This window comes from Pleurocapsa sp. PCC 7319 (assembly GCF_000332195.1).
Classification (GTDB): Bacteria; Cyanobacteriota; Cyanobacteriia; order Cyanobacteriales; family Xenococcaceae; genus Waterburya.
The window spans coordinates 5013051-5031375 of record NZ_KB235922.1 but is presented as its reverse complement, the minus strand read 5'-3'; the positions used below and the strand labels follow the sequence as shown (position 1 = coordinate 5031375).

20 protein-coding genes are annotated in these 18325 nt (G+C 37.2%); 9 read left to right on the top strand and 11 right to left on the bottom strand.

The window, feature by feature from the left end; translation table 11 throughout:
- Window positions 1-274: 274 nt before the first annotated feature.
- From PLEUR7319_RS0126965 to PLEUR7319_RS0126950, 4 genes are all read left to right on the top strand, one after another.
- Window positions 275-1507 (top strand): S-layer homology domain-containing protein, encoded by a 1233-nt coding sequence (locus tag PLEUR7319_RS0126965; RefSeq protein ID WP_019508346.1) that lies wholly within the window; start codon window positions 275-277, stop codon window positions 1505-1507.
- Between the two features lie 97 nt (window positions 1508-1604).
- Window positions 1605-2483 carry a ribosome biogenesis GTPase YlqF gene (ylqF, locus tag PLEUR7319_RS0126960; protein WP_019508345.1) on the top strand — a complete coding sequence of 293 codons (879 nt, stop codon included), beginning with the start codon at window positions 1605-1607 and terminating at the stop codon, window positions 2481-2483.
- A gap of 123 nt (window positions 2484-2606) precedes the next feature.
- Window positions 2607-2852 (top strand): hypothetical protein, encoded by a 246-nt coding sequence (locus tag PLEUR7319_RS0126955; RefSeq protein WP_019508344.1) that lies wholly within the window; start codon window positions 2607-2609, stop codon window positions 2850-2852.
- A gap of 41 nt (window positions 2853-2893) precedes the next feature.
- Window positions 2894-3481: a Uma2 family endonuclease gene (locus PLEUR7319_RS0126950; RefSeq protein ID WP_019508343.1), complete on the top strand. Its 588-nt coding sequence runs from the start codon at window positions 2894-2896 to the stop codon at window positions 3479-3481.
- On the opposite strand, the gene PLEUR7319_RS0126945 is transcribed toward PLEUR7319_RS0126950, so the two are convergent.
- Window positions 3478-4545, bottom strand: a complete 1068-nt coding sequence (locus PLEUR7319_RS0126945) for an undecaprenyldiphospho-muramoylpentapeptide beta-N-acetylglucosaminyltransferase (protein WP_019508342.1) — start codon at window positions 4543-4545, stop codon at window positions 3478-3480. The two genes, PLEUR7319_RS0126950 and PLEUR7319_RS0126945, sit on opposite strands and share 4 nt — an antisense overlap.
- A 117-nt stretch (window positions 4546-4662) precedes the next feature.
- On the opposite strand from PLEUR7319_RS0126945, the gene PLEUR7319_RS0126940 reads away from it, so the two are divergent.
- The 3 genes from PLEUR7319_RS0126940 to PLEUR7319_RS0126930 all read left to right on the top strand — a co-directional run bounded on the left by PLEUR7319_RS0126940 (window position 4663) and on the right by PLEUR7319_RS0126930 (window position 7321).
- Entirely contained in the window at window positions 4663-5505 is an 843-nt protein-coding gene (locus PLEUR7319_RS0126940; protein ID WP_019508341.1) for an alpha/beta fold hydrolase, read from the top strand.
- A gap of 56 nt (window positions 5506-5561) precedes the next feature.
- A complete protein-coding gene (gene psbQ / locus PLEUR7319_RS36850) occupies window positions 5562-6125 on the top strand; it encodes a photosystem II protein PsbQ (protein WP_019508340.1) in 564 nt (187 codons plus the stop codon).
- Between the two features lie 77 nt (window positions 6126-6202).
- The gene (locus PLEUR7319_RS0126930) at window positions 6203-7321 is read left to right on the top strand and encodes an FAD-binding oxidoreductase (protein WP_019508339.1); all 1119 of its coding nucleotides are present in this window, start codon (window positions 6203-6205) and stop codon (window positions 7319-7321) included.
- Between the two features lie 58 nt (window positions 7322-7379).
- Here the strand turns inward: PLEUR7319_RS0126930 and PLEUR7319_RS0126925 are convergent, their stop codons facing one another.
- The 6 genes from PLEUR7319_RS0126925 to PLEUR7319_RS0126900 form a co-directional block, all read right to left on the bottom strand.
- Window positions 7380-9356, bottom strand: coding sequence for a PAS domain S-box protein (locus tag PLEUR7319_RS0126925; protein ID WP_019508338.1), 1977 nt, complete (start codon window positions 9354-9356; stop codon window positions 7380-7382).
- A gap of 268 nt (window positions 9357-9624) precedes the next feature.
- Window positions 9625-10077 (bottom strand): CBS domain-containing protein, encoded by a 453-nt coding sequence (locus PLEUR7319_RS0126920; protein ID WP_026102811.1) that lies wholly within the window; start codon window positions 10075-10077, stop codon window positions 9625-9627.
- Window positions 10078-10110: 33 nt separating this feature from the next.
- On the bottom strand, window positions 10111-10725 hold the full coding sequence (locus PLEUR7319_RS0126915) for a CP12 domain-containing protein (RefSeq protein ID WP_019508336.1): 615 nt from the start codon (window positions 10723-10725) through the stop codon (window positions 10111-10113).
- A gap of 66 nt (window positions 10726-10791) precedes the next feature.
- Entirely contained in the window at window positions 10792-11085 is a 294-nt protein-coding gene (locus tag PLEUR7319_RS41710) for a hypothetical protein (protein ID WP_192816075.1), read from the bottom strand.
- A 205-nt stretch (window positions 11086-11290) separates the two neighbouring features.
- Window positions 11291-11626, bottom strand: a complete 336-nt coding sequence (trxA, locus tag PLEUR7319_RS0126905) for a thioredoxin (RefSeq protein WP_019508334.1) — start codon at window positions 11624-11626, stop codon at window positions 11291-11293.
- Window positions 11627-11666: 40 nt separating this feature from the next.
- Window positions 11667-11966, bottom strand: coding sequence for a 2Fe-2S iron-sulfur cluster-binding protein (locus PLEUR7319_RS0126900; RefSeq protein WP_019508333.1), 300 nt, complete (start codon window positions 11964-11966; stop codon window positions 11667-11669).
- 81 nt (window positions 11967-12047) lie between these two features.
- On the opposite strand from PLEUR7319_RS0126900, the gene PLEUR7319_RS0126895 reads away from it, so the two are divergent.
- A complete protein-coding gene (locus PLEUR7319_RS0126895; RefSeq protein WP_036799169.1) occupies window positions 12048-12395 on the top strand; it encodes a recombinase family protein in 348 nt (115 codons plus the stop codon).
- 324 nt (window positions 12396-12719) lie between these two features.
- On the top strand, window positions 12720-13691 hold the full coding sequence (locus tag PLEUR7319_RS0126890; RefSeq protein WP_019508331.1) for a CBS domain-containing protein: 972 nt from the start codon (window positions 12720-12722) through the stop codon (window positions 13689-13691).
- A 163-nt stretch (window positions 13692-13854) separates the two neighbouring features.
- Here PLEUR7319_RS0126890 and PLEUR7319_RS43230 read toward each other — a convergent pair whose 3' ends face one another.
- The 4 genes from PLEUR7319_RS43230 to PLEUR7319_RS0126870 all read right to left on the bottom strand — a co-directional run bounded on the left by PLEUR7319_RS43230 (window position 13855) and on the right by PLEUR7319_RS0126870 (window position 18202).
- Window positions 13855-14628: an acyltransferase gene (locus PLEUR7319_RS43230; protein WP_019508330.1), complete on the bottom strand. Its 774-nt coding sequence runs from the start codon at window positions 14626-14628 to the stop codon at window positions 13855-13857.
- On the bottom strand, window positions 14616-15518 hold the full coding sequence (locus PLEUR7319_RS0126880; protein WP_237743622.1) for a beta-1,6-N-acetylglucosaminyltransferase: 903 nt from the start codon (window positions 15516-15518) through the stop codon (window positions 14616-14618). Before PLEUR7319_RS0126880 ends, PLEUR7319_RS43230 begins: the two co-directional genes overlap by 13 nt.
- Before the next feature lie 814 nt (window positions 15519-16332).
- Window positions 16333-17382: a sulfotransferase gene (locus tag PLEUR7319_RS0126875; RefSeq protein WP_144054390.1), complete on the bottom strand. Its 1050-nt coding sequence runs from the start codon at window positions 17380-17382 to the stop codon at window positions 16333-16335.
- Window positions 17383-17536: 154 nt separating this feature from the next.
- The gene (locus PLEUR7319_RS0126870) at window positions 17537-18202 is read right to left on the bottom strand and encodes a VOC family protein (protein WP_019508327.1); all 666 of its coding nucleotides are present in this window, start codon (window positions 18200-18202) and stop codon (window positions 17537-17539) included.
- Window positions 18203-18325 lie beyond the last annotated feature (123 nt).

Genomic DNA, 18325 nt, shown 5'->3' with positions numbered 1-18325 from the left:
GTTAATGAAATGCCAACTACTCTTTTTTGTATCTTCAAAAAATCAAATTTTGCAGAGTTACATTTACTTTTATTACCAAAAGTGGATCTTCAAAAGTTTGTTAGTAGACTTTTAGTAAAAAATGTCGGTAGTATTTTCAATTGTTGATTGCTTAGAAAGCCTAAGCTCAAAACCAGCTCAATGATTGAAATATAAGAACTTAAGTAAATTTTTAGAGTAGTATCTTAAATATAATTTTTTCAGGTATCACTGTTGAATAATAGCCCTACCAATTATGACTAATTCATCTCCTCAAGATCCGCAAAATTCTGACCCACAGCGCAGAAAGAGACCCGTGGGCGGAGTGACTTTCGATGAAATGATCGCCATGATTGTTGCTTTTTCCACTATTGGGGCAATATTGTTTTGGTCTTTAGGCGTTAAAAAAGATCGGCTTGCTGGTGACTTTGGTTTAGGCAAGTGGGATAATTTACTTTCCGCTGGTCAAACTAAGGATACCGGAATAGAGTCAACAAATATTGAACCAGGTAAAAGCTTTTCCAGTGCAACAGATTTGGACTCTTCCGAATCAACATCTAGGTTATCAGAATCAGAATCACTAGGAATTGTAACGCCTCCAATCCAAGAGTTTAATGTTACCTCTGGAGTTAAACAAAAAACTGAGCAACTTGATTTTGAAGATAACCTAGCTCCTGTAACTGGGGTTGCTACTCTGCCAGCACTCACAACTCTTCCTAATGGGAATCAAGACACTGATGCTGATCCTACAGTGAAAGAACAGGCTGGAGCAACTAACGACATAGATTCTCAGACAACTGCTCCTGGTAACGCAGGAACCAATGACGACATAGATTCCCAGGCAACTGCACCCGATAACACAGGAACGAATGACCAAACTGAGTCAACCGAAATGCCTGATGATATTGCTCCTAGTTATTGGGCTTATCCTTTTGTCAAGCAGATGAGCGATCAGGCGCTAGTTCCCGAATTTTCCGACGATCATAATTTTGAACCTGATAAGCTGATTACTAGAGCTAGTATGGCAACGCTAATTAGCCAAGCTTTTGACCAGCAACCTGAAACTAAAGAAATTAAGAAATTCAAAGATGTAACCAATAAAAACGCGATCGCAGCTGATATAGACAAAGCAGTCCGTATTGGTTTCATGCATGGTTATTCTCAGGACGAGTTTCGTCCTTTAGAAAATATTCCTCGTTATCAAGTACTAGTAACTTTGGCAACAGGATTAGGCTTAGAACCGTCCCAAGATACGGAGCAGATTCTCCAAAAATTTAGGGATGGTGCAGATATGCCTGATTGGGCAAAACAACAAGTAGCAGCAGCCATAGAAGCGGGTCTAATGGTTAATCATCCTGATTATGCTAAAGATTCTCTGATGCCGAATGAACCAGCAACTCGTGCCGAGGTAGCAGCGATGATTCATCAAGCTCTAGTAGAAAATGGTAGACTTGAGCCTTTAGAGTCTGAATATATTCTTAATCCCTAAAGTATAAGTAGATAGAAGTATTTATTTGTAAAAATTACAGAAGATAGTTTTTGGCAGTATCTTTGCTAATTAATTACTATACCCCTAGATTAAGTCTATGGGTTTTTTTATCTTTGCTCTTTCACGATTATTTATGTCTGCTCCTCCGATTCAATGGTATCCAGGTCATATCGCCAAAGCCGAAAGGCAACTTAAAGAACAGCTCAAGCGAGTCGATGTAGTTTTAGAAATACTTGATGCCAGAATTCCTCTAGCTTCTCATCATCCTCAAATCGACAATTGGATTGGTGATAAACCTCGCATCATCGTCCTTAATCGTATGGATATGATTCCTGAGTCAACTAGACAAGATTGGTCAAAGTGGTTCAAATTACAAGATGAACAACCATACTTTACTAACGCTAAACAAGGCAAGGGAATCAAAGCAATTAAAAGTGCTGCCCAAAAAACAGGAGTAGCAATGAATCAGCGTCGGCGCGATCGCGGAATGCGTTCTCGTCCTGTCCGTGCAGTGGTAATTGGATTTCCCAATGTAGGTAAATCTGCCCTGATTAACCGCTTAGTGGGTAAAAAAGTAGTTGTCAGTGAGCGTCGGGCAGGTGTAACTCGTCAGTTACGCTGGGTCAGAATTTCTGATGAAATTGAATTGCTTGATGCTCCAGGTGTAATTCCTTGGCGACTCGAAAATCAGCGTGATGCAGTAAAATTAGCTATTTGTGAGGATATTGGTCAGTCTGCCTATGACAATCAAATCGTGGCAGCCGCAGCAGTAGATTTATTGTTGGAGTTGGGTTTTAGTAAAGCACTCGAATCTCGCTTTCAGCTTGACCCTACTGGAATGACTGGAGAAGCCTTTATTCAATTAGTAAGCGATCGCTTTTACAAAGGTGACAAGGAAAGGGTTGCCCGTCAAATACTGTATGATTTTCGTACAGGGAACATGGGGGCTATCCCCCTGGAATTACCACCTGTGTGAGAAGTTTATTGATTTTTGGCGGACATAGTGAGATTGGGAAGTGAGGAAGAAAGGAAAAAAGACAACATAGTGAGATATAAACGGTTAATTTTGTTATTATCGTTAGTTTTTTGGTCTGTGTTTATGCCAATAGCTAATGCAGAAATGTGTGGAGTGCGGGATGGACATCAGATCTGTATTCTCAAGCTAAAACGCAGTGCAAAATACTATTGGGAATATCGAGCGACTGTCAGTATTGACGGGCAAAGGCAAAGAAACCAAGAAATCTACAACTGTCGCGATCGCACTTTGACTCGCAAGGGCAAATATCCCATACCTCTCAAATCTAATAGCCCAGGAGAGTTAGTCTGTAACTTATTTCAAAAATAATAAAATAGTAATTAAAGACATTAATTTTAGAGGATTCAGCAATGGAAGCGATCGCCATTCCTCAGGGATTTCGCGTAACTCCAGAACAATTTGAGCAATTAGCTTTTGCCGAACAACTAGCGCGATTGGAGTTGACTGATACTGGAGAGTTAATTGTTATCAGTCCTACGGGAGGAACAGCAGGAAGAAAAAATCGACGCTTAACACAACAATTGGGAAATTGGGCTGATCGAGATAGTACTGGAGAAGTATTTGATTCTTCAACGGTTTTTATTTTACCTAGTGGAGCAAGGAGAGGTCCTGATGCTAGTTGGATTAAACTAGAAAAATGGAATCAACTGACTCAAGCACAACAAGATGGATTCCCACCACTAGCTCCTGATTTTGTAATTGAATTAGTAAGCCCTAGTGACCTAAAAAACCAGCGATACGAAGATTTACAGTTAAAGATGCAAGAGTATTTAGACAATGGAGTCAAACTAGGTTGGCTGATTGAGCCATCGGCTAAAATAGTTGAGATATATCGGTATGGGCAACCAGTAGAGATATTAAACAATCCTCAAACTCTCTCGGGAGAAGATGTGTTACCAGGATTCACTTTAGATTTAATTGAAATTTTTACTGCTTAATTTTGTTGATTAGTAATCAGCTCGAATAATTTAGATAGTGAGCGATCGCTATTCCAAGTTTCCATTCTACTGATATACTCTTCGCGGTTATTAAATACCGTGTGAATTTTATCAAGCAAGCTATCTTTAGTTAAATCTTCCTCCAAAATCATTTCAGCAAACCCCTGTTTTCTAAAAACTTGAGCGTTCTCAATTTGGTCGCCACGACTGGACTTTTTTGATAGGGGAATCAGAATCATCGGTTTTTTGAGAGATAAGAATTCAAAGATAAAATTAGAACCTGCACGAGAGATCACTAGATCCGCAAGGCACATTAAATCCGCCAGTTCATTAGATACATATTCAAATTGCTGATAGCCTTCTTGTTTTAGATCTTGCTCCACATTACCTTTTCCACAAATATGGATAATTTGGAAATCTCTTAATAATGAATCCAGAAGAGAGCGTATTGTTTGATTGATGTATACAGAGCCAAGACTACCACCTGCAACTAAAATCACTGGTTTGGTCGACTCAAAATTGCAAAAAAGACGTCCTTTTTCAGAATTACCCTGTTTTAGCTCTGGACGTACTATTGCCCCGATAAATTCTGCCTTATCTTTGGGTAGGTGCTGAAGGGTATCTGGAAATGTAGTGCAAATTTTTTGAGCAAAATACATATTGATACGGTTTGCTAGCCCTGGTGTCAAGTCAGATTCATGGGAAATAACTGGTACATTGTTCAATCGACTACCAAGCACAACAGGAACAGAAACAAAACCTCCTTTAGAAAAAACAACTTTAGGCTGTTCATAACGAATAATTTTATAAGCTTCAATTATTCCTTTTAGCACGCGGAAAAAATCAGTAAAGTTTTGTCGAGCAAAGTATCGTCGTAATTTGCCTGTAGAAATGCTGTAATAAGTTACTTCAGAAAAATCTGAGATTAATTTTCGTTCAATTCCATCAAAAGAACCAATGTATATTATTTTCCACCCTGACTCAATCAACAAGGGAATTAAAGCTATATTGACAGTGATATGACCAGCAGAACCACCACCTGTTAGCAAAATCTTTTTCGTCACTTTTGATATTTCAAGTTATTTCACAAACAATATAAATTAATTCGACCAATTTTTGCTTTCATCCTTTATAAGGTATGCTTCCTCAAAGAGTTAATATTAACAAAAAATAAAAAATAAATGTCAATAAAAAGAGATAAAATCCAAGCAGGTAAATTTCAGTGGTTTTATCGTCAAACAGAGTTAGAAAGCGAACGTACACCTCTACTTTTTTTACATGGTTTACCTTCTCATAGCTATACGTGGCAGAAAATGATGTCTCTTTTAGCCGATGAAGAGATTCCCAGTATTGCCCCAGACTGGCTGGGATGTGGATTTTCTGATAAACCCAATCAAAGAAATTTTGCCTATACACCAGAAGCTTTTTTAACAGCCTTAACTGAATTAATTAACGCTCTAAAGTTAGACAAATTTTATTTAGTTGTTCAAGGATTTTTGGGTTCGGTTGGTTTGCAGTATGCTTTCCAGAATCCCGAACAGATAGAAGGATTGATTATCCTAAATACCCCTATTACTACCAGTGCCAAACTGCCTTGGGCTATGAAACAAATGACATTTCCCCTAGTAGGGGACATGATGACTCAAGATCCTTTGTTGGTTGATCGCACGATCGAAAAAGGCAGTGGCTTTGTAGTGGCCGATGAAGATCTTGATGTATTGCGGAAACCATTTTTGCAAAGTTCAGACGTTGGTAGATCCTTAATGGCTATCCTCAAAAAATTACAGTTAGAAAACACTACCAAGGAAATTGAAACTGGACTAAGTCAGTGGGCAAAACCCGCTCTAATTATTTGGGGAACAGCAGATAACTGGTTAAATGTTACTGATATCCAAAAACTGGCAGCTACTAACTCAGAGATTACTTTAGTCGAGTTGCCTGAGGCTAAACATTATCCTCAAGAACACTGGTCATCGGATATCGCTACCGAAATTTTGCAGTTTTTCCGCCGTAAAATTTTTTAAAGATGCAGGTTTCCTGAGAAAATTAAGTCAAAGTAACAAAGTTTGTTTTGAGCAAGATGAAAATTTTCCGTCCTATTCTTTCTTTAATATTAGTTTTAGCTACAACTCTTTTGGTTAGCTGCGGTGGTCCTAGTGCATCTGCACCACCTACTTATACTCCCGAAAAGCTACAGAAAATTAGCACTTATCGTATTCCTCTTGATGTAGCTCGTCAAAGAATTCCTGAATTAGGTCAATATATTACCAATGAAGATTGGGTCAATGCAGATAATTTTCTGCATGGTCCTTTAGGTTTAATCAGAAGAGACTTAACTTATCTGTCTAATGCTTTGCTCCCTGACGAACAAAAACCAGCACTAGATGTGGCTAAAGATATTTTTAAGCATATTGAAAATATTGATGCTGCTGTTGATGAGAAAAACTATAGGGTGGCAATTAACCAATATAAAGAAGTGGTGTCTGATTTAGATTCCTATTCCAGCTTGATTCCCGAAACTAAAAAACCAGTTGACCAAGCAGCAAAAGCTATGGAAGAAGCGGAAGTTATATTTGAAGGAGTCAAGGCGGAAATAGAAGATACTATTGAGCAAATTAGTCCTGAATTTGATGATAATGCTTAATTTAATCTGATACTAGTAAATTAACTTGAGAAAGGCTTGGCATTGCCGAGCCTTTTAAGTATCTATAATCAATAGTTATGAGTAAAATTGCCATAATTGGCTGCGGTGTCGTGGGAGCCGCGATCGCCTATGAACTAAGCCTGATTCCAGACTTGCAGATCACGGTAATCGAAAAAAATACTCCTGCTTCTGGTTCCACAGGCGCAGCTTTAGGCGTGCTGATGGGGGCAATTAGCCACAAGAAAAAAGGTAGAGCTTGGCGACTTCGTGCTACTAGTTTAAAACGTTATGAAACTTTAATCCCCGAACTTGAAGCAATCACTGGACTGGATATTCCTGTTAATCGCCAAGGTATCTTTAAGCTGTTATTTGCAGGAGATAATCTAGACAAATGGCAAAAATTACAAGAATTTAGAAAACATGAGGGGTGGGACTTAATAATTGGCGATCGCGATTATGTGAGTCAGCAGTGTCCTCATCTTGTTCATGAGAAGATTATAGGCGCAGTTTATTCTCCTCAAGATCGACAAATTGATCCTGTTAAATTGACAAATGCCTTGGTAGCCGCTGCAACAGTGAATGGAGTCAAGTTTCATTTTGGGTCAACAGTAGAAAATTTTCTCACTCAACCAGCAAAAGAAAACGAACAATTAAGCTGTCGTCAACTAGTAACCTCTACCGACAAAATAGAAGTAGAGCAAGTAATTATCTCAGCGGGATTAGGTTCAACTCCCCTGACTAGATCTTTGCACCAAACAATTCCCATTCGACCTGTACTAGGACAAGCGATTAAATTTAAGCTAGATAGTCCTTTAGGTCATCCCAATTTTCAACCTGTAGTGACAGGCAATGATATCCACATCGTACCATTGGGTAATCAAGAATATTGGCTGGGGGCAACGGTCGAATTTCCAACGGAATCAGGTGCAAGTTTTGCCAATCCTAAATCTCTAGAACAACTAAAGCAGGAAGCGATCGTCTTTTGTCCTCAATTAAAAACAGCAACTATTTCCAAAACTTGGTCGGGTAAACGCCCTCGTCCAGAAGGTATCCCTGCCCCTATTATTGGCAAATTATCAGGCTACAACAATATTTTGCTAGCTACAGCTCACTATCGCAATGGAGTCTTGCTTGCACCTGCCACAGCGTTAGAAATTGTTCAGATGATTAAAAATGAAACTTGTTTTAAAAGCTAATGGCTAATGGCTAATAGCTAACATATCCAATATCTCTTCCGAGCAAGCCGAGGCAATACTAAACATCAGTAATATCAGTAATCATTCCTAGTAAAAATGTATTGCCATCAAGATTTTGAAAACAGGATTTCTTGGTAATAATTATTTTGTCATTTCCTTCTTCATCGGTAAAAGGTTCTTCATCAATTTCTTGACCTCCTGAGAGCATAACCAGCTCATCTTTTGCCCAGTAAATATCTGCTTGTTCTTGAGGAAAGAAGTCTGGTTCAGATTTGCCCAAAATTTCAGCTTTAGAAGCACCGATAAATTTGCAGTAAGCATCGTTAACTAATACCCACTGATGATTTGTATCTTTAACAAAAATCGGACTACTAATACTATCTATTGCCTTTTCTAAAAAGTCTTTAGCATTTTCAGTTTGTTGTTTTTGGTTACTGATATCACTAACATCCTCATAAGAGCCAAATAAACCAATAATACGACCATTTTTGTCTTTTAAAGCTATTTTATTGGTTCTGAGTATTAATATTGAGCCATCTTCTCTAATTTGAGATTCTTCATAATTAATTTTAGGTGTTCCACCAGCTAGAATTACCTCGTCATCAGCACGATACAGATGAGCAGACTTATGCCAACTTAATTCAAAATCGTTTTTACCAATAATTTCTTCAGGGGAGTTTAATCCTGCATCTTGGGCAAATAGCTGATTACATCCTAAATAATTAAAGTTTTTGTCTTTCCAAAAAAATCTTTGCGGTAAGGTATCAAAAATTAGACGAAGTAATTGTTGCGATTCTCTTAATTCTTGCTCTGCTTGTTTGCGATCGCTAATATCTATCATTAGTCCATCCCAAATTATCGAACCATCAGCCTGTTTTTCAGGTTTAGATGCAGTTTGAATCCATTTGGTTTTACCTGAAGGAGTGGTAATTCGACCTTCCCAATATTTAGGCTGTAAAGTTTGTGCCGATTTTTCTACCACTTGTTCAAAGCTAGATAAATCTTCAGGGTGAATCAGAGATAAGATTAGCTCTGAATTTGACATCAGTAAGTCTGAAGAAACTTCACATATTTCATGGCAGTCAGAACTAATATAGGGAAATGAGAAGCTGCCATCAATTTCTTGCTTAAACTGATAAATTGACCCTGGAACGTTGACGACTAATTTTTCAAAACGAGCTTTGCTAGCAATTAATTCTTCAGTTCTTTTGGCGATCAAGTTTTCTAGATTTTGAGTTTGTGTCTGTAATTGCTGTTCTAACTCGACTCTTTCAGTAATATCTTCAAAGGTTCCTACTATGCCAACGATATTGCGATGACTATCGTGAAGCAACATTTTATTGGTTTTTAGCCATCTTTGGCTACCGTCAGCTTGTTGTTGTGGCTCGATAATATTATATTCAGAAGTTTGAGATTCAACTACTCGGCGATCGCATTCCCGAAACCAGTCTGCTTCTTCTTTTTTCCAAGGTAAATCATAATCAGTTTTACCTACAATTTCTGACTGATTATTAAAACCAGAAACTTCGACAAATCTTTGGTTACAACCTAAATACACAGAATTACAATCTTTCCAGAAAATTGCCATCGGCATTGCATCTAGTATTGATTGTAATTCTGAAACTGATTTTGAAAATTGTGGGCTTGATGATGGAGAACCAACTTGTTCTACACTCAGTAGAATCAAACTTTGTTCTTCTAGTTCAATTTTTACTCCTGACAGACTAACAGGAATAGGTTGTCCATTAGCATCTAAGTAAGAACGCTCTGCGGTAAATTTCCCTTTGGTATCTAGGCTAGCTCGATCTATCGATTGACTAGCGTGATATTTAGCAGGGGTAATCGCCCAGATATTTAACCCTAAAGTAGCAATTAATGTTCGACCAATGAGATTGGCAAAAGCTTGATTAGCGTCTAATATTGTGCCATTAAATTGATAGACTGCTTGGGGAATAGGGGAATTATTCCATAAAGTCCGATGATAATCTTGATCATTAATTGACTGGGTTAAATTCTCAGATTGTTGCTGTACCATTGATAACTTCGATATTCTCAGCTTAGTTTCAGGTTAGCTTTAAGTTTTCTAACTTAATTAACTAGATTGCACGTCGCAGCACTTTTAAACCTCTCAGTGTCTAGTCATTTTGAAAGCTATTCACAGGACATGGACCATTAGTATCAGTGTTCCCGAAAAACTAGGAGAAATTAACAATCAAACAAAGTAAAGGGAAATGGCGATTAATTACCATTTCCCTGAGAGCGAGAACATTTAGATTGTTGTTAGTAAATTTCTTTGGTGCAAGTTAGTCGTACATTCTTGCTTCTAAAGCACTAGGATTTTCTTCGCAATATAGTTCAAATTCACTCTTGGGTTTTTCTACAAAGTCACTTTTATTGAGAATATCGCTAATAGAAATTATGCCCAACAACTCACCTTTGACTACTGGTGCGCGACGAATACGAGTATTGGCAAATAACCGCGCCACGTATTCTACCCCTAAATCGGGATTAACTACTACACAGGGTTTAGTCATAATTTCATAAACCCGCATCTTTTTAGGATCGTGTCCAAAAGCTGCCACTTTATAAACAATATCGGTTTCAGTGACGATACCATAAGGATCGGTATCACTGCGACGTTCAACAATGAGACCACGCAAACCTTTATCTTTCATCAGCTTGACGGCATCAGCAACTGTTGCCGAACCACTTATGGTAGCAACATCCCTAGTCATAATTTCTTGAGCTTGCATCATAGTGATTTCTCCTCTAGTTGAAAACCTTGGTAACTAATCTTCGTAAATTCGGCATTCTTCAGCGTCAGGATTCTCAGCACAATAAGCTTCTAAAGAACTCATGCTTTTTTTCTCTTGACGTTTATGCGCTGCTGCCGCTTGCAATTCTTCTACTTGATCCCAGGCTGCAGCACATTCGGGAGAAGTTGCTCCCTTAGCAGCACAGATCGCACGAGCTTCTTCGCGAGCAACTTCAATTCTGTCTTCGATATATAGTTGTTTCGGTTTCTCAACAAAATCACCTTTTTTGAGAATATCGCTGATAGAGATGATTCCTAATAATTTCCCTTCAATAACGGGGGCACGACGAATACGAGTATTGGCGAATAACCGCGCCACATACTCTACTCCTAAATCGGGATTAACTACTACACAGGGTTTAGTCATAATTTCATAAACCCGCATCTTTTTAGGATCGTGTCCAAAAGCCGCCACTTTATAAACAATATCGGTTTCAGTGACAATACCGTAAGGATCGCGATCGCTGCGACGATCGACAATTAATGCTCTTAATCCTTTATCTTTCATCAACTTTACAGCCTCGGCGACTGTGGCAGAACCATTAACAGTAACTACATTTGTAGTCATGATATCTCTGGCTGAGAGCATCGATTTTTATCTCCTAAAATTTATTGCAGTTATTAAAAATGTAGCTAAAAATTGCCAGCCAAATATTTATGTCGACAATGTTGTCAGCCGGGACATTGTTGAACCATTGTTTTTGGGAATAGCTAGGGGAGAATTGTTGATATTTTGCTGTCTAGTAAAATTGGATGTGCTTGAAGCATGGGCTTCGATGACATCGCCACTTAGAGAACAAATAATCAGCAAATAATCACAATTAGGGCATTCTGTCTGAATTACTCGATTTTCTGGACAATTACCATATTTTGTTGCTTGGCTGATAAAGTGCTTGCGAATCGCCTGACCACCACAATTGGAACAGGGGATGGTGTAAGTTTGATCCATTGGATAGAGTTTTATATGAGAATTCGATTGAAAACTGGAAACAATTTGAGAAAGGATTAAGGATGAATTATCAAGAAATTTGTGCTTAACATCTGCATAGCCAAGACTCAAAAGAAAAAATGATTTAGTGCAGTTGCCAACTTTTGTTACTCTTCATCCCTCATCCCTCACTTTTAAATCAATGCCTCCAATATGCTAACAAGCTCTAAAGTCTCAGTTGTGTTTCTAAGATGTTGCTGTAGGTTTCGTAGGGTTTTGTTCCGAATAGGCTTTCTACTAATTCACCATTTTTAAACACTAGTACAGCGGGAATACTTCTGATACCGTACTTTTTGGCGTTGTCTTTATTTTGGTCAACATCAACTTTAACAACTGTCGCGCGATCGCTATATTCCGTTGCTAATTGATCGATTAAGGGCGCAACTACACGACACGGACCACACCAAGATGCAGTATAGTCAGCAACTAGCAGCTCCTTTTCAGCAAGTAACTGTTCAAATTCACTTTTATCAACGTAATTTGCTTTGGTTTCAGAAGTCATTTGATTAATCTAGTAAATAAATAAATTTTAAATTTCGATTTTAGTAGAGTTCGTCTTCTTGATGAGTCATAATCTTGCAGTCAGAAGTAGGGAAGGCGACACAAGTCAGCACAAATCCTTGCTCCATCTGATCGTCATCTAGAAACGCCTGTTCAGACTGATCGACAGTTCCTGAGAGAATTTTTCCGGCACAACTAGAACAAGAACCAGAACGACAAGAAACAGGTAAATCGATATCGTTTTCTTCAGCAGCATCAAATATATATTGGTCGTCTGCTACTTCAATGGTTTGGTTTAATCCTTCGGCTTCGTTAACTAAAGTTACTTTGTATGTTGCCATGGTTTGATTCTGCTTATTTGTTTAGAGATGAAACTTTTGTTGATAAACTTATGTATATATATGCTTATTTGCTTAATCACTATGAGCGCCGAAAATCTCAATACCCATAATGAAATTTGGCAAAGATTAGAAAAGGGGAGACAGGCTAAAGCTGCCGAGGGTGGGTACGCTGGCTACGGTTCTCCTGCATTTGGTCAAAAGGTTGTTAACGGAGAATTGGTAACAGACCCTCATGAACAAGAAATTATTGAATTAATTCGTCGCCACCACAAATCTGGGAAATCTCTTCAGCAGATTGCTGACTGGTTAAATCGCCATGGTTATAAAACCAAGCGTGGTCAACAATGGCGCAGAATTTCAATTAAACGAGTGCTTGACCGTCTTTATGGGAGAACCAAGCGAACTTCTGGTATCAAAAACTCCTTTTAATCAATCGACACCTATAAATGCTTATAAACAATATACAATAAAAGCTATAGTTTTTTATTTGTAACATCCCTTTTAATAATAAACCCTAAGTGAGTCAAAAAAACGTCGTTTGATCGCAAGACGCTTTTGGTTAGAAATATTTGTCTGATTAAATATTTATCTCAACCAAGCACAAGGATTCGATGAGCAGAAATAATTAGACAAACATTTAATTAAATTTAATTAAAATAAATTTTTAATACTTTAATAATACTTAATATAAAAATAAGAAAATTATTACTAAAACAATCTTGACGACCCAGAAAAATTTTTTATGGTCTTACTATGAAATCCAATGACCAATTATTCACTACACCAGATTTAGAAATAGCAATTGATCGTCATCCTCTAATAGTTCAACCAGATGTCTCTTTGACTAAGGCGATCGCCTTGATGGGTCAAGCTAAAGGAACTAAATGTGAACTAGTTGAAGACTATCACTCAGAATTTTTCTTTCGAGACAAAAATCGTTCTGGTTGTGTCTTAGTTATGGAAGACTCAAAAATATTAGGCATTTTAACCGAGCGAGATATTGTCAAGCTCACTGCTGCCAAACTAGTGTTTGCTGATGTGACCGTTGCCGAGGTAATGACACAACCAGTGGTGACTCTACTCCGGGAAAATTTCCAAGATATATTTGCAGCACTGTTTTTGTTTCGTCGTTATCGTATTCGTCACTTACCTATCGTCGATGATGCAGGGCAGTTAATTGGTGTTATCTCACCAGAAACTATCCGTCAGGCGATACGTCCAGCCAATTTACTTAAGTTAAGACGTGTCTCAGATGTAATGAGTAGAAATATTATTCATGCTCCCTTAAATACAACGGTGTTGAATATCGCCCAATTGATGGCAGAGAATCGAGTGAGTTGTGTGATCATTACCGAAGGAGACGAAGCAGAAAATATCTTGATTCCTGTGGGCATTATTACCGAAAGAGACATTTTACAGTTTCAGTTCTTGCAAGCTAGGTTAGATAACTTGGAAGTTGAGCAAGTCATGAGTACCCCATTGTTTCTTTTAAGTCCAGAAGATTCATTGTTATCTGCACATCAAGAAATGCAGCGCAGAAGAGTCCGTAGATTAGTGGTCTCATGGAATTGGGGGCAAGGATTAGGAATTATTACCCAGACTAGTATGCTGCGTATTTTTGATCCCATGGAAATGTTCAGCGTAATCGAAACTCTACAAAGTACGGTTCAGCAGTTAGAACAAGAAAAAGCAGAACTGTTAGCCTTAGTCAAAAAAGGAAGTTAATTGCCAAAAAATAGTACGGATAAGATGATTAAAACTTTTTATTTTTGCTGGTGGAAAGGATGAAGATCGACTTTACGAAAAATTAAAGCCGATCGCTATCTGTACTCGACAAACAAAATAAGCTGATTGTGGTGATCGAAGTTATGCAAGAACAACGGGAGCATCACCCTGTTCGCTTAGATATTACTTTAGCCGGCACGCCAACTGCTACTGAGTAAGGAGGAATATCTTTATTTACTACTGCTCCTGCTCCGATTACGCTACCTTGACCGATAGTGACTCCATCTAAAACCTTAACGTTCGTTCCCAACCAACAGTCGTCCTCAATGACAATTCCCTTGCAGGTAATTCCTTGTTCAACAATCTTACGGTTAGGATCTGTAAAATTATGATTGTTACCGTATATTCCTGAATGAGAGCCGATAAGACAGCTCTTCCCAATTTTGATCGGGCCAGGACCAGCTAAACAAGTGTAAGGACCAATATATGTAAATTCACCAATCTCAATATTTCCTTGGTCAAGAGCTCTAATATCAACACCATGATCAAGGTTTACTTTCTTTCTCAAATAAATTCGACTGTTATTTCCAGAAGTATTAATCTGAACACCAGAAGAAATGATTACTTGATCTTCAAAGCAAACACTATTGTTTCCTACTTTGGTTTTGTTCTTGGCTGAACTACTAATCTGAACTCCACGATGAATTTTGACGTTGTTGCCTATTTCTATATACCGAGGTTGAATAAATTCTACTCCTGAGTCAATGCGTACCGAACTACCTATCTTGGCAAAAAGAGAACTGTAAATCCAATTTCTTAGAACAATACCTGGCGCTCTGGGGATCCATTCTACTAAAGAAGTTAAGATAGATTCTTTGCGATATAACCATAACGAATCAGGTTGTGCCCTCTCCTTTTTCATAGCTAGATTGAACATTCCCTTACTCTGACAAGGTTTGAAGATTCAGCTTTATTACTAGCATTAGCATTAAGTCGTTCATCTAGTAAATCCAGAATATTATTTTCTGGCTTGGGATCAAATTTTCTGGCAAAATGAAAGTTTTTATTAACAATCTTGTCATAATCGACAGTAGTTAAATTTCGAGCGCAGCCCGCAAGCTCTGCAGGAAAATCTAAATAGCGTAGACAGTCATTACAAATATTAACTTCTTTACTATTGGCTAGAATAGTAGCAACAATAGATTCTTCAGGAGCGAGAGTTCTTCGATAGTATTTCAATAGCTCAGGATGCTTCACTAAATAATTTCTTAGTAAATCAACACATTTTTTAGATAAAGTATTCCAGTACCATCCTCCATAACATTTAAAATTATCACTAAAAGGAGTTGAATGGGCTTGAAGTCCGATCAGAGCATACCGCCACTGTATATTTAAAAAAGGTACGAAAGGCTCTATTCTCGTCATTTTTCTGAGCCACCACTTGCTCCATTCTGGAAGTTTTATATACTTGGCAAAATAGCGTTTTTGGCCTCCTTCTTTACCCCAAGGAGATTTTTCTGAATATATATCCCAATAATTGATAAACCCATCATATTCTGTTGTAGCTAAGAAGGTTTCAATCTCTGGAATTGGAAGAACTGGATAATCCTGACCTGACAAACAAACTAGCCAGTCATAATCAAAATTATTTTCAAATAACCAATTTATAGCATTTAGATAAACTGCTAAAACAGAGTCATCACCACGTCTGACTGATTTATTTCTTTTGATGAGTTCAATTCCATAAAATTGCCTCAGTTCGTTTAAATCTAGAGAAGAACAACTGAAGTCATGACTGAGTAAAACTAATGAATTAGGACTAGACATTTTAATAACTTTAACTAACCGACAAACTTGTTCCGGATTTTTATGGCTTTGAATGAAATAGACCACTTTCATAAGGCAATAATTCTGATTAAATTTTTTTCACGACTAGCAATTAGTTTTATGGTGCATTGGAAGCAACTATAGTAATCTTCAGTAATATTGAATAATCTCTATTACCTATTACTTACTTGTTACCCTGGTGAACAATGTAACCTCTCCAATAAAATAGGCTTAATATATCTGCTAAAAATGAGGATTTCATTGAAAAAAGTCGATGTATTGTAGTCGTGGGAAAAAAGTCGATGTGATTTATTGTAGTCGTGGGAAAAAAGTCGATGTATTGTAGTCGTGTAACTTAATGATACTATCCGAATAGTTAACGGAATCGGTTAATATATTTTGTTACATTTCAATGGAAAAAAATTTACAGAACTATATTGATTTTTTCAAAGTCTTAAAAAACTGTACAATAGTTTACTCTACTACCTTCTGAACATACCCATAACTCCGTTGAGACCATTTTGGGATATGTAATGGGTAGTAGATATAATCCTGCCATGCCTTCTCAAAGCTGGGCAGCAGTTCTCAAATTCTGGCAAGGTTTATCAGTCAGGCTCCGAGAAACCCGGAGCTTGCTTTGTGGTTTGGCGTAAGAAACATATTCTAGTGCTGCGTCAACTAATTAATGATGGATATATTTTTACAGTTAAAAACTATCTTTTAACCTTTTCACCTTTCCCTTTACCCGTCAATTATTAATTGACAGAATACTAGACCAGGATAGGTATTAGTAGCATGATGTTACCGTCTCTGTCTACTTATTTCCAATAAGGTCTATTTTATTTCCGAGTTTTCGAAATTTCAATAGTAATTTAGTTCTTGTTACTGTATTGACAAGAGTATGCTCAATCTTACCAAGGAGTCGAGCAACTAAAGATATCTCTTTATCTGAAATTTGATATCCTAACTTTTGAAGTTCATCGTTTTCTCTAAATGCTAAAAATACTCTCATTTTTTGCTTGGAAGTAAGTAAATTTTTCCATTTATCAATTTCACTAACTTCAGGATTTCTATTATACATTTTTTGCTCATACCAAATCTCTTCTTTGGTAATCGCTTTTTCACCAAAATGTTCAAATTTGGAAGGTTTTAGCATCTGTTTTGACCACTCAATACCCAAAAAATCACAAATTTTCTTGGTTTCATTTTCGGGTTCTGTTACCAAGTTTTCATAAACTAATAGTAGGATTTTTGTGGGAGTTTTGCTAACAGATAAAAATCCACTGTCAAGGCAATTTTTAGTATGAGCAATAGCATTTTTTATGTTACGAATATATTTTACTCGATTTCTTCCTTTCTCTTGAGCGCGTTTGCCAACTTGAAGTAGTGATGAAACTACTGCTCTAGGGTCTCTAACCACATAGATAAAATGCGAGGCAGGAAATAATTCGATTAGCTCTGAGAACACTAGAATATTTTCAGGAGTCTTCTCACTATAAAATTTACAGTTATTTTGATTAGCTAATGGGAGAAAAAAATTTTCGATCAGGGAGCATATTTTTTGATCCGCCTCTTCATGAGAACAAAGAGCTGAAAGAAATTCTTTGCCAATATTTTGATGTATTTCCCTTCTTAAATAGATAATCTCTCTGAGTAAGAGGAATTCTGGACCACCACAAATATCTGGGTGCGAATCGAGAATATTCTGAACTAATGTTGTTCCAGAGCGAGGTGCTCCCCCAATAAATATTAGTCTTTCACCCCTGTTGGTTTTACAGGTATGGGAAAGTTGGTTTATTGGCTCAATCATGCTCCTAATGTATTTATCAAAAGTTGTTGTTTCTTTTACAATAGCGTCAATCAAAATAGCATCGTCGAAATTGACACATTAGGAAGCACATCGGTTTCTGAATAAGCATAAATACTCGGGCTAATGTCTTTGTTCAAATAAGCACAGCGCAGTCTCAACATGGGAGATACATTTTTTTGATTCCATCTAACTCATTTTAAAGTCTAAACTACCATCGAATTGATATAGGAATAGGCTTTAAATTGATTGTCATCCCTTCTTTTCCAACATCCCATTCAAGATATACATGATTTTCAGTTCCTTTGGTAATAAATATCAGATTTCTAGAGCAAAACCATTGAACTTCTTCTGAAAGTTTTGGATTAGATGTTGTATTAATTTTGACTTTAGTGAGTCTATGTTTACTTCCTCTATGCTCAAGTAACAAAGGATTAGATAAATTTCTTTCACATGGGGCTTTTGTTACTTTTGAAATAAATAGTAAAGGTTCATACATTGAGTTGGGAGGCGTAACTATGGGAATAGTCGCACCTCTTGGCAAAAATGGTGCATTGTATGACCACGTTGGGACGGGAATATTCTGCTCTGTATTTCGGATAAATCTAAAAGATACTCCAAATGGGCTTGCTCCAGTGTCTTTCCATTGAATCCTTTCCCATAGAGATAGAGGTTGTACTAAATTTGATTGCAATTCTTTGACATTGTCGGGAAAAAGAAACTCTAAATACGCATTATCAAAGAAAGCACATTTACTAGCAGTTCCTTGACCTTGATGAATTTGTTTTGTTGACAAATTTAAACCAAACTCAGTTGCAATATTATCAAGGTCTAGTTCATTGGATACACAAACAAATACATGGTCTAATTCCAACATCAGTAAAGTTTTATTGAAATAACTGTCTTAAAATTAAACGTCTTATTATCTATTTAGTCGTAAAATATAATAAAAAATTGCGATGATAGTCTACTCAATCCGTTAAAATTATTGATACCTCAA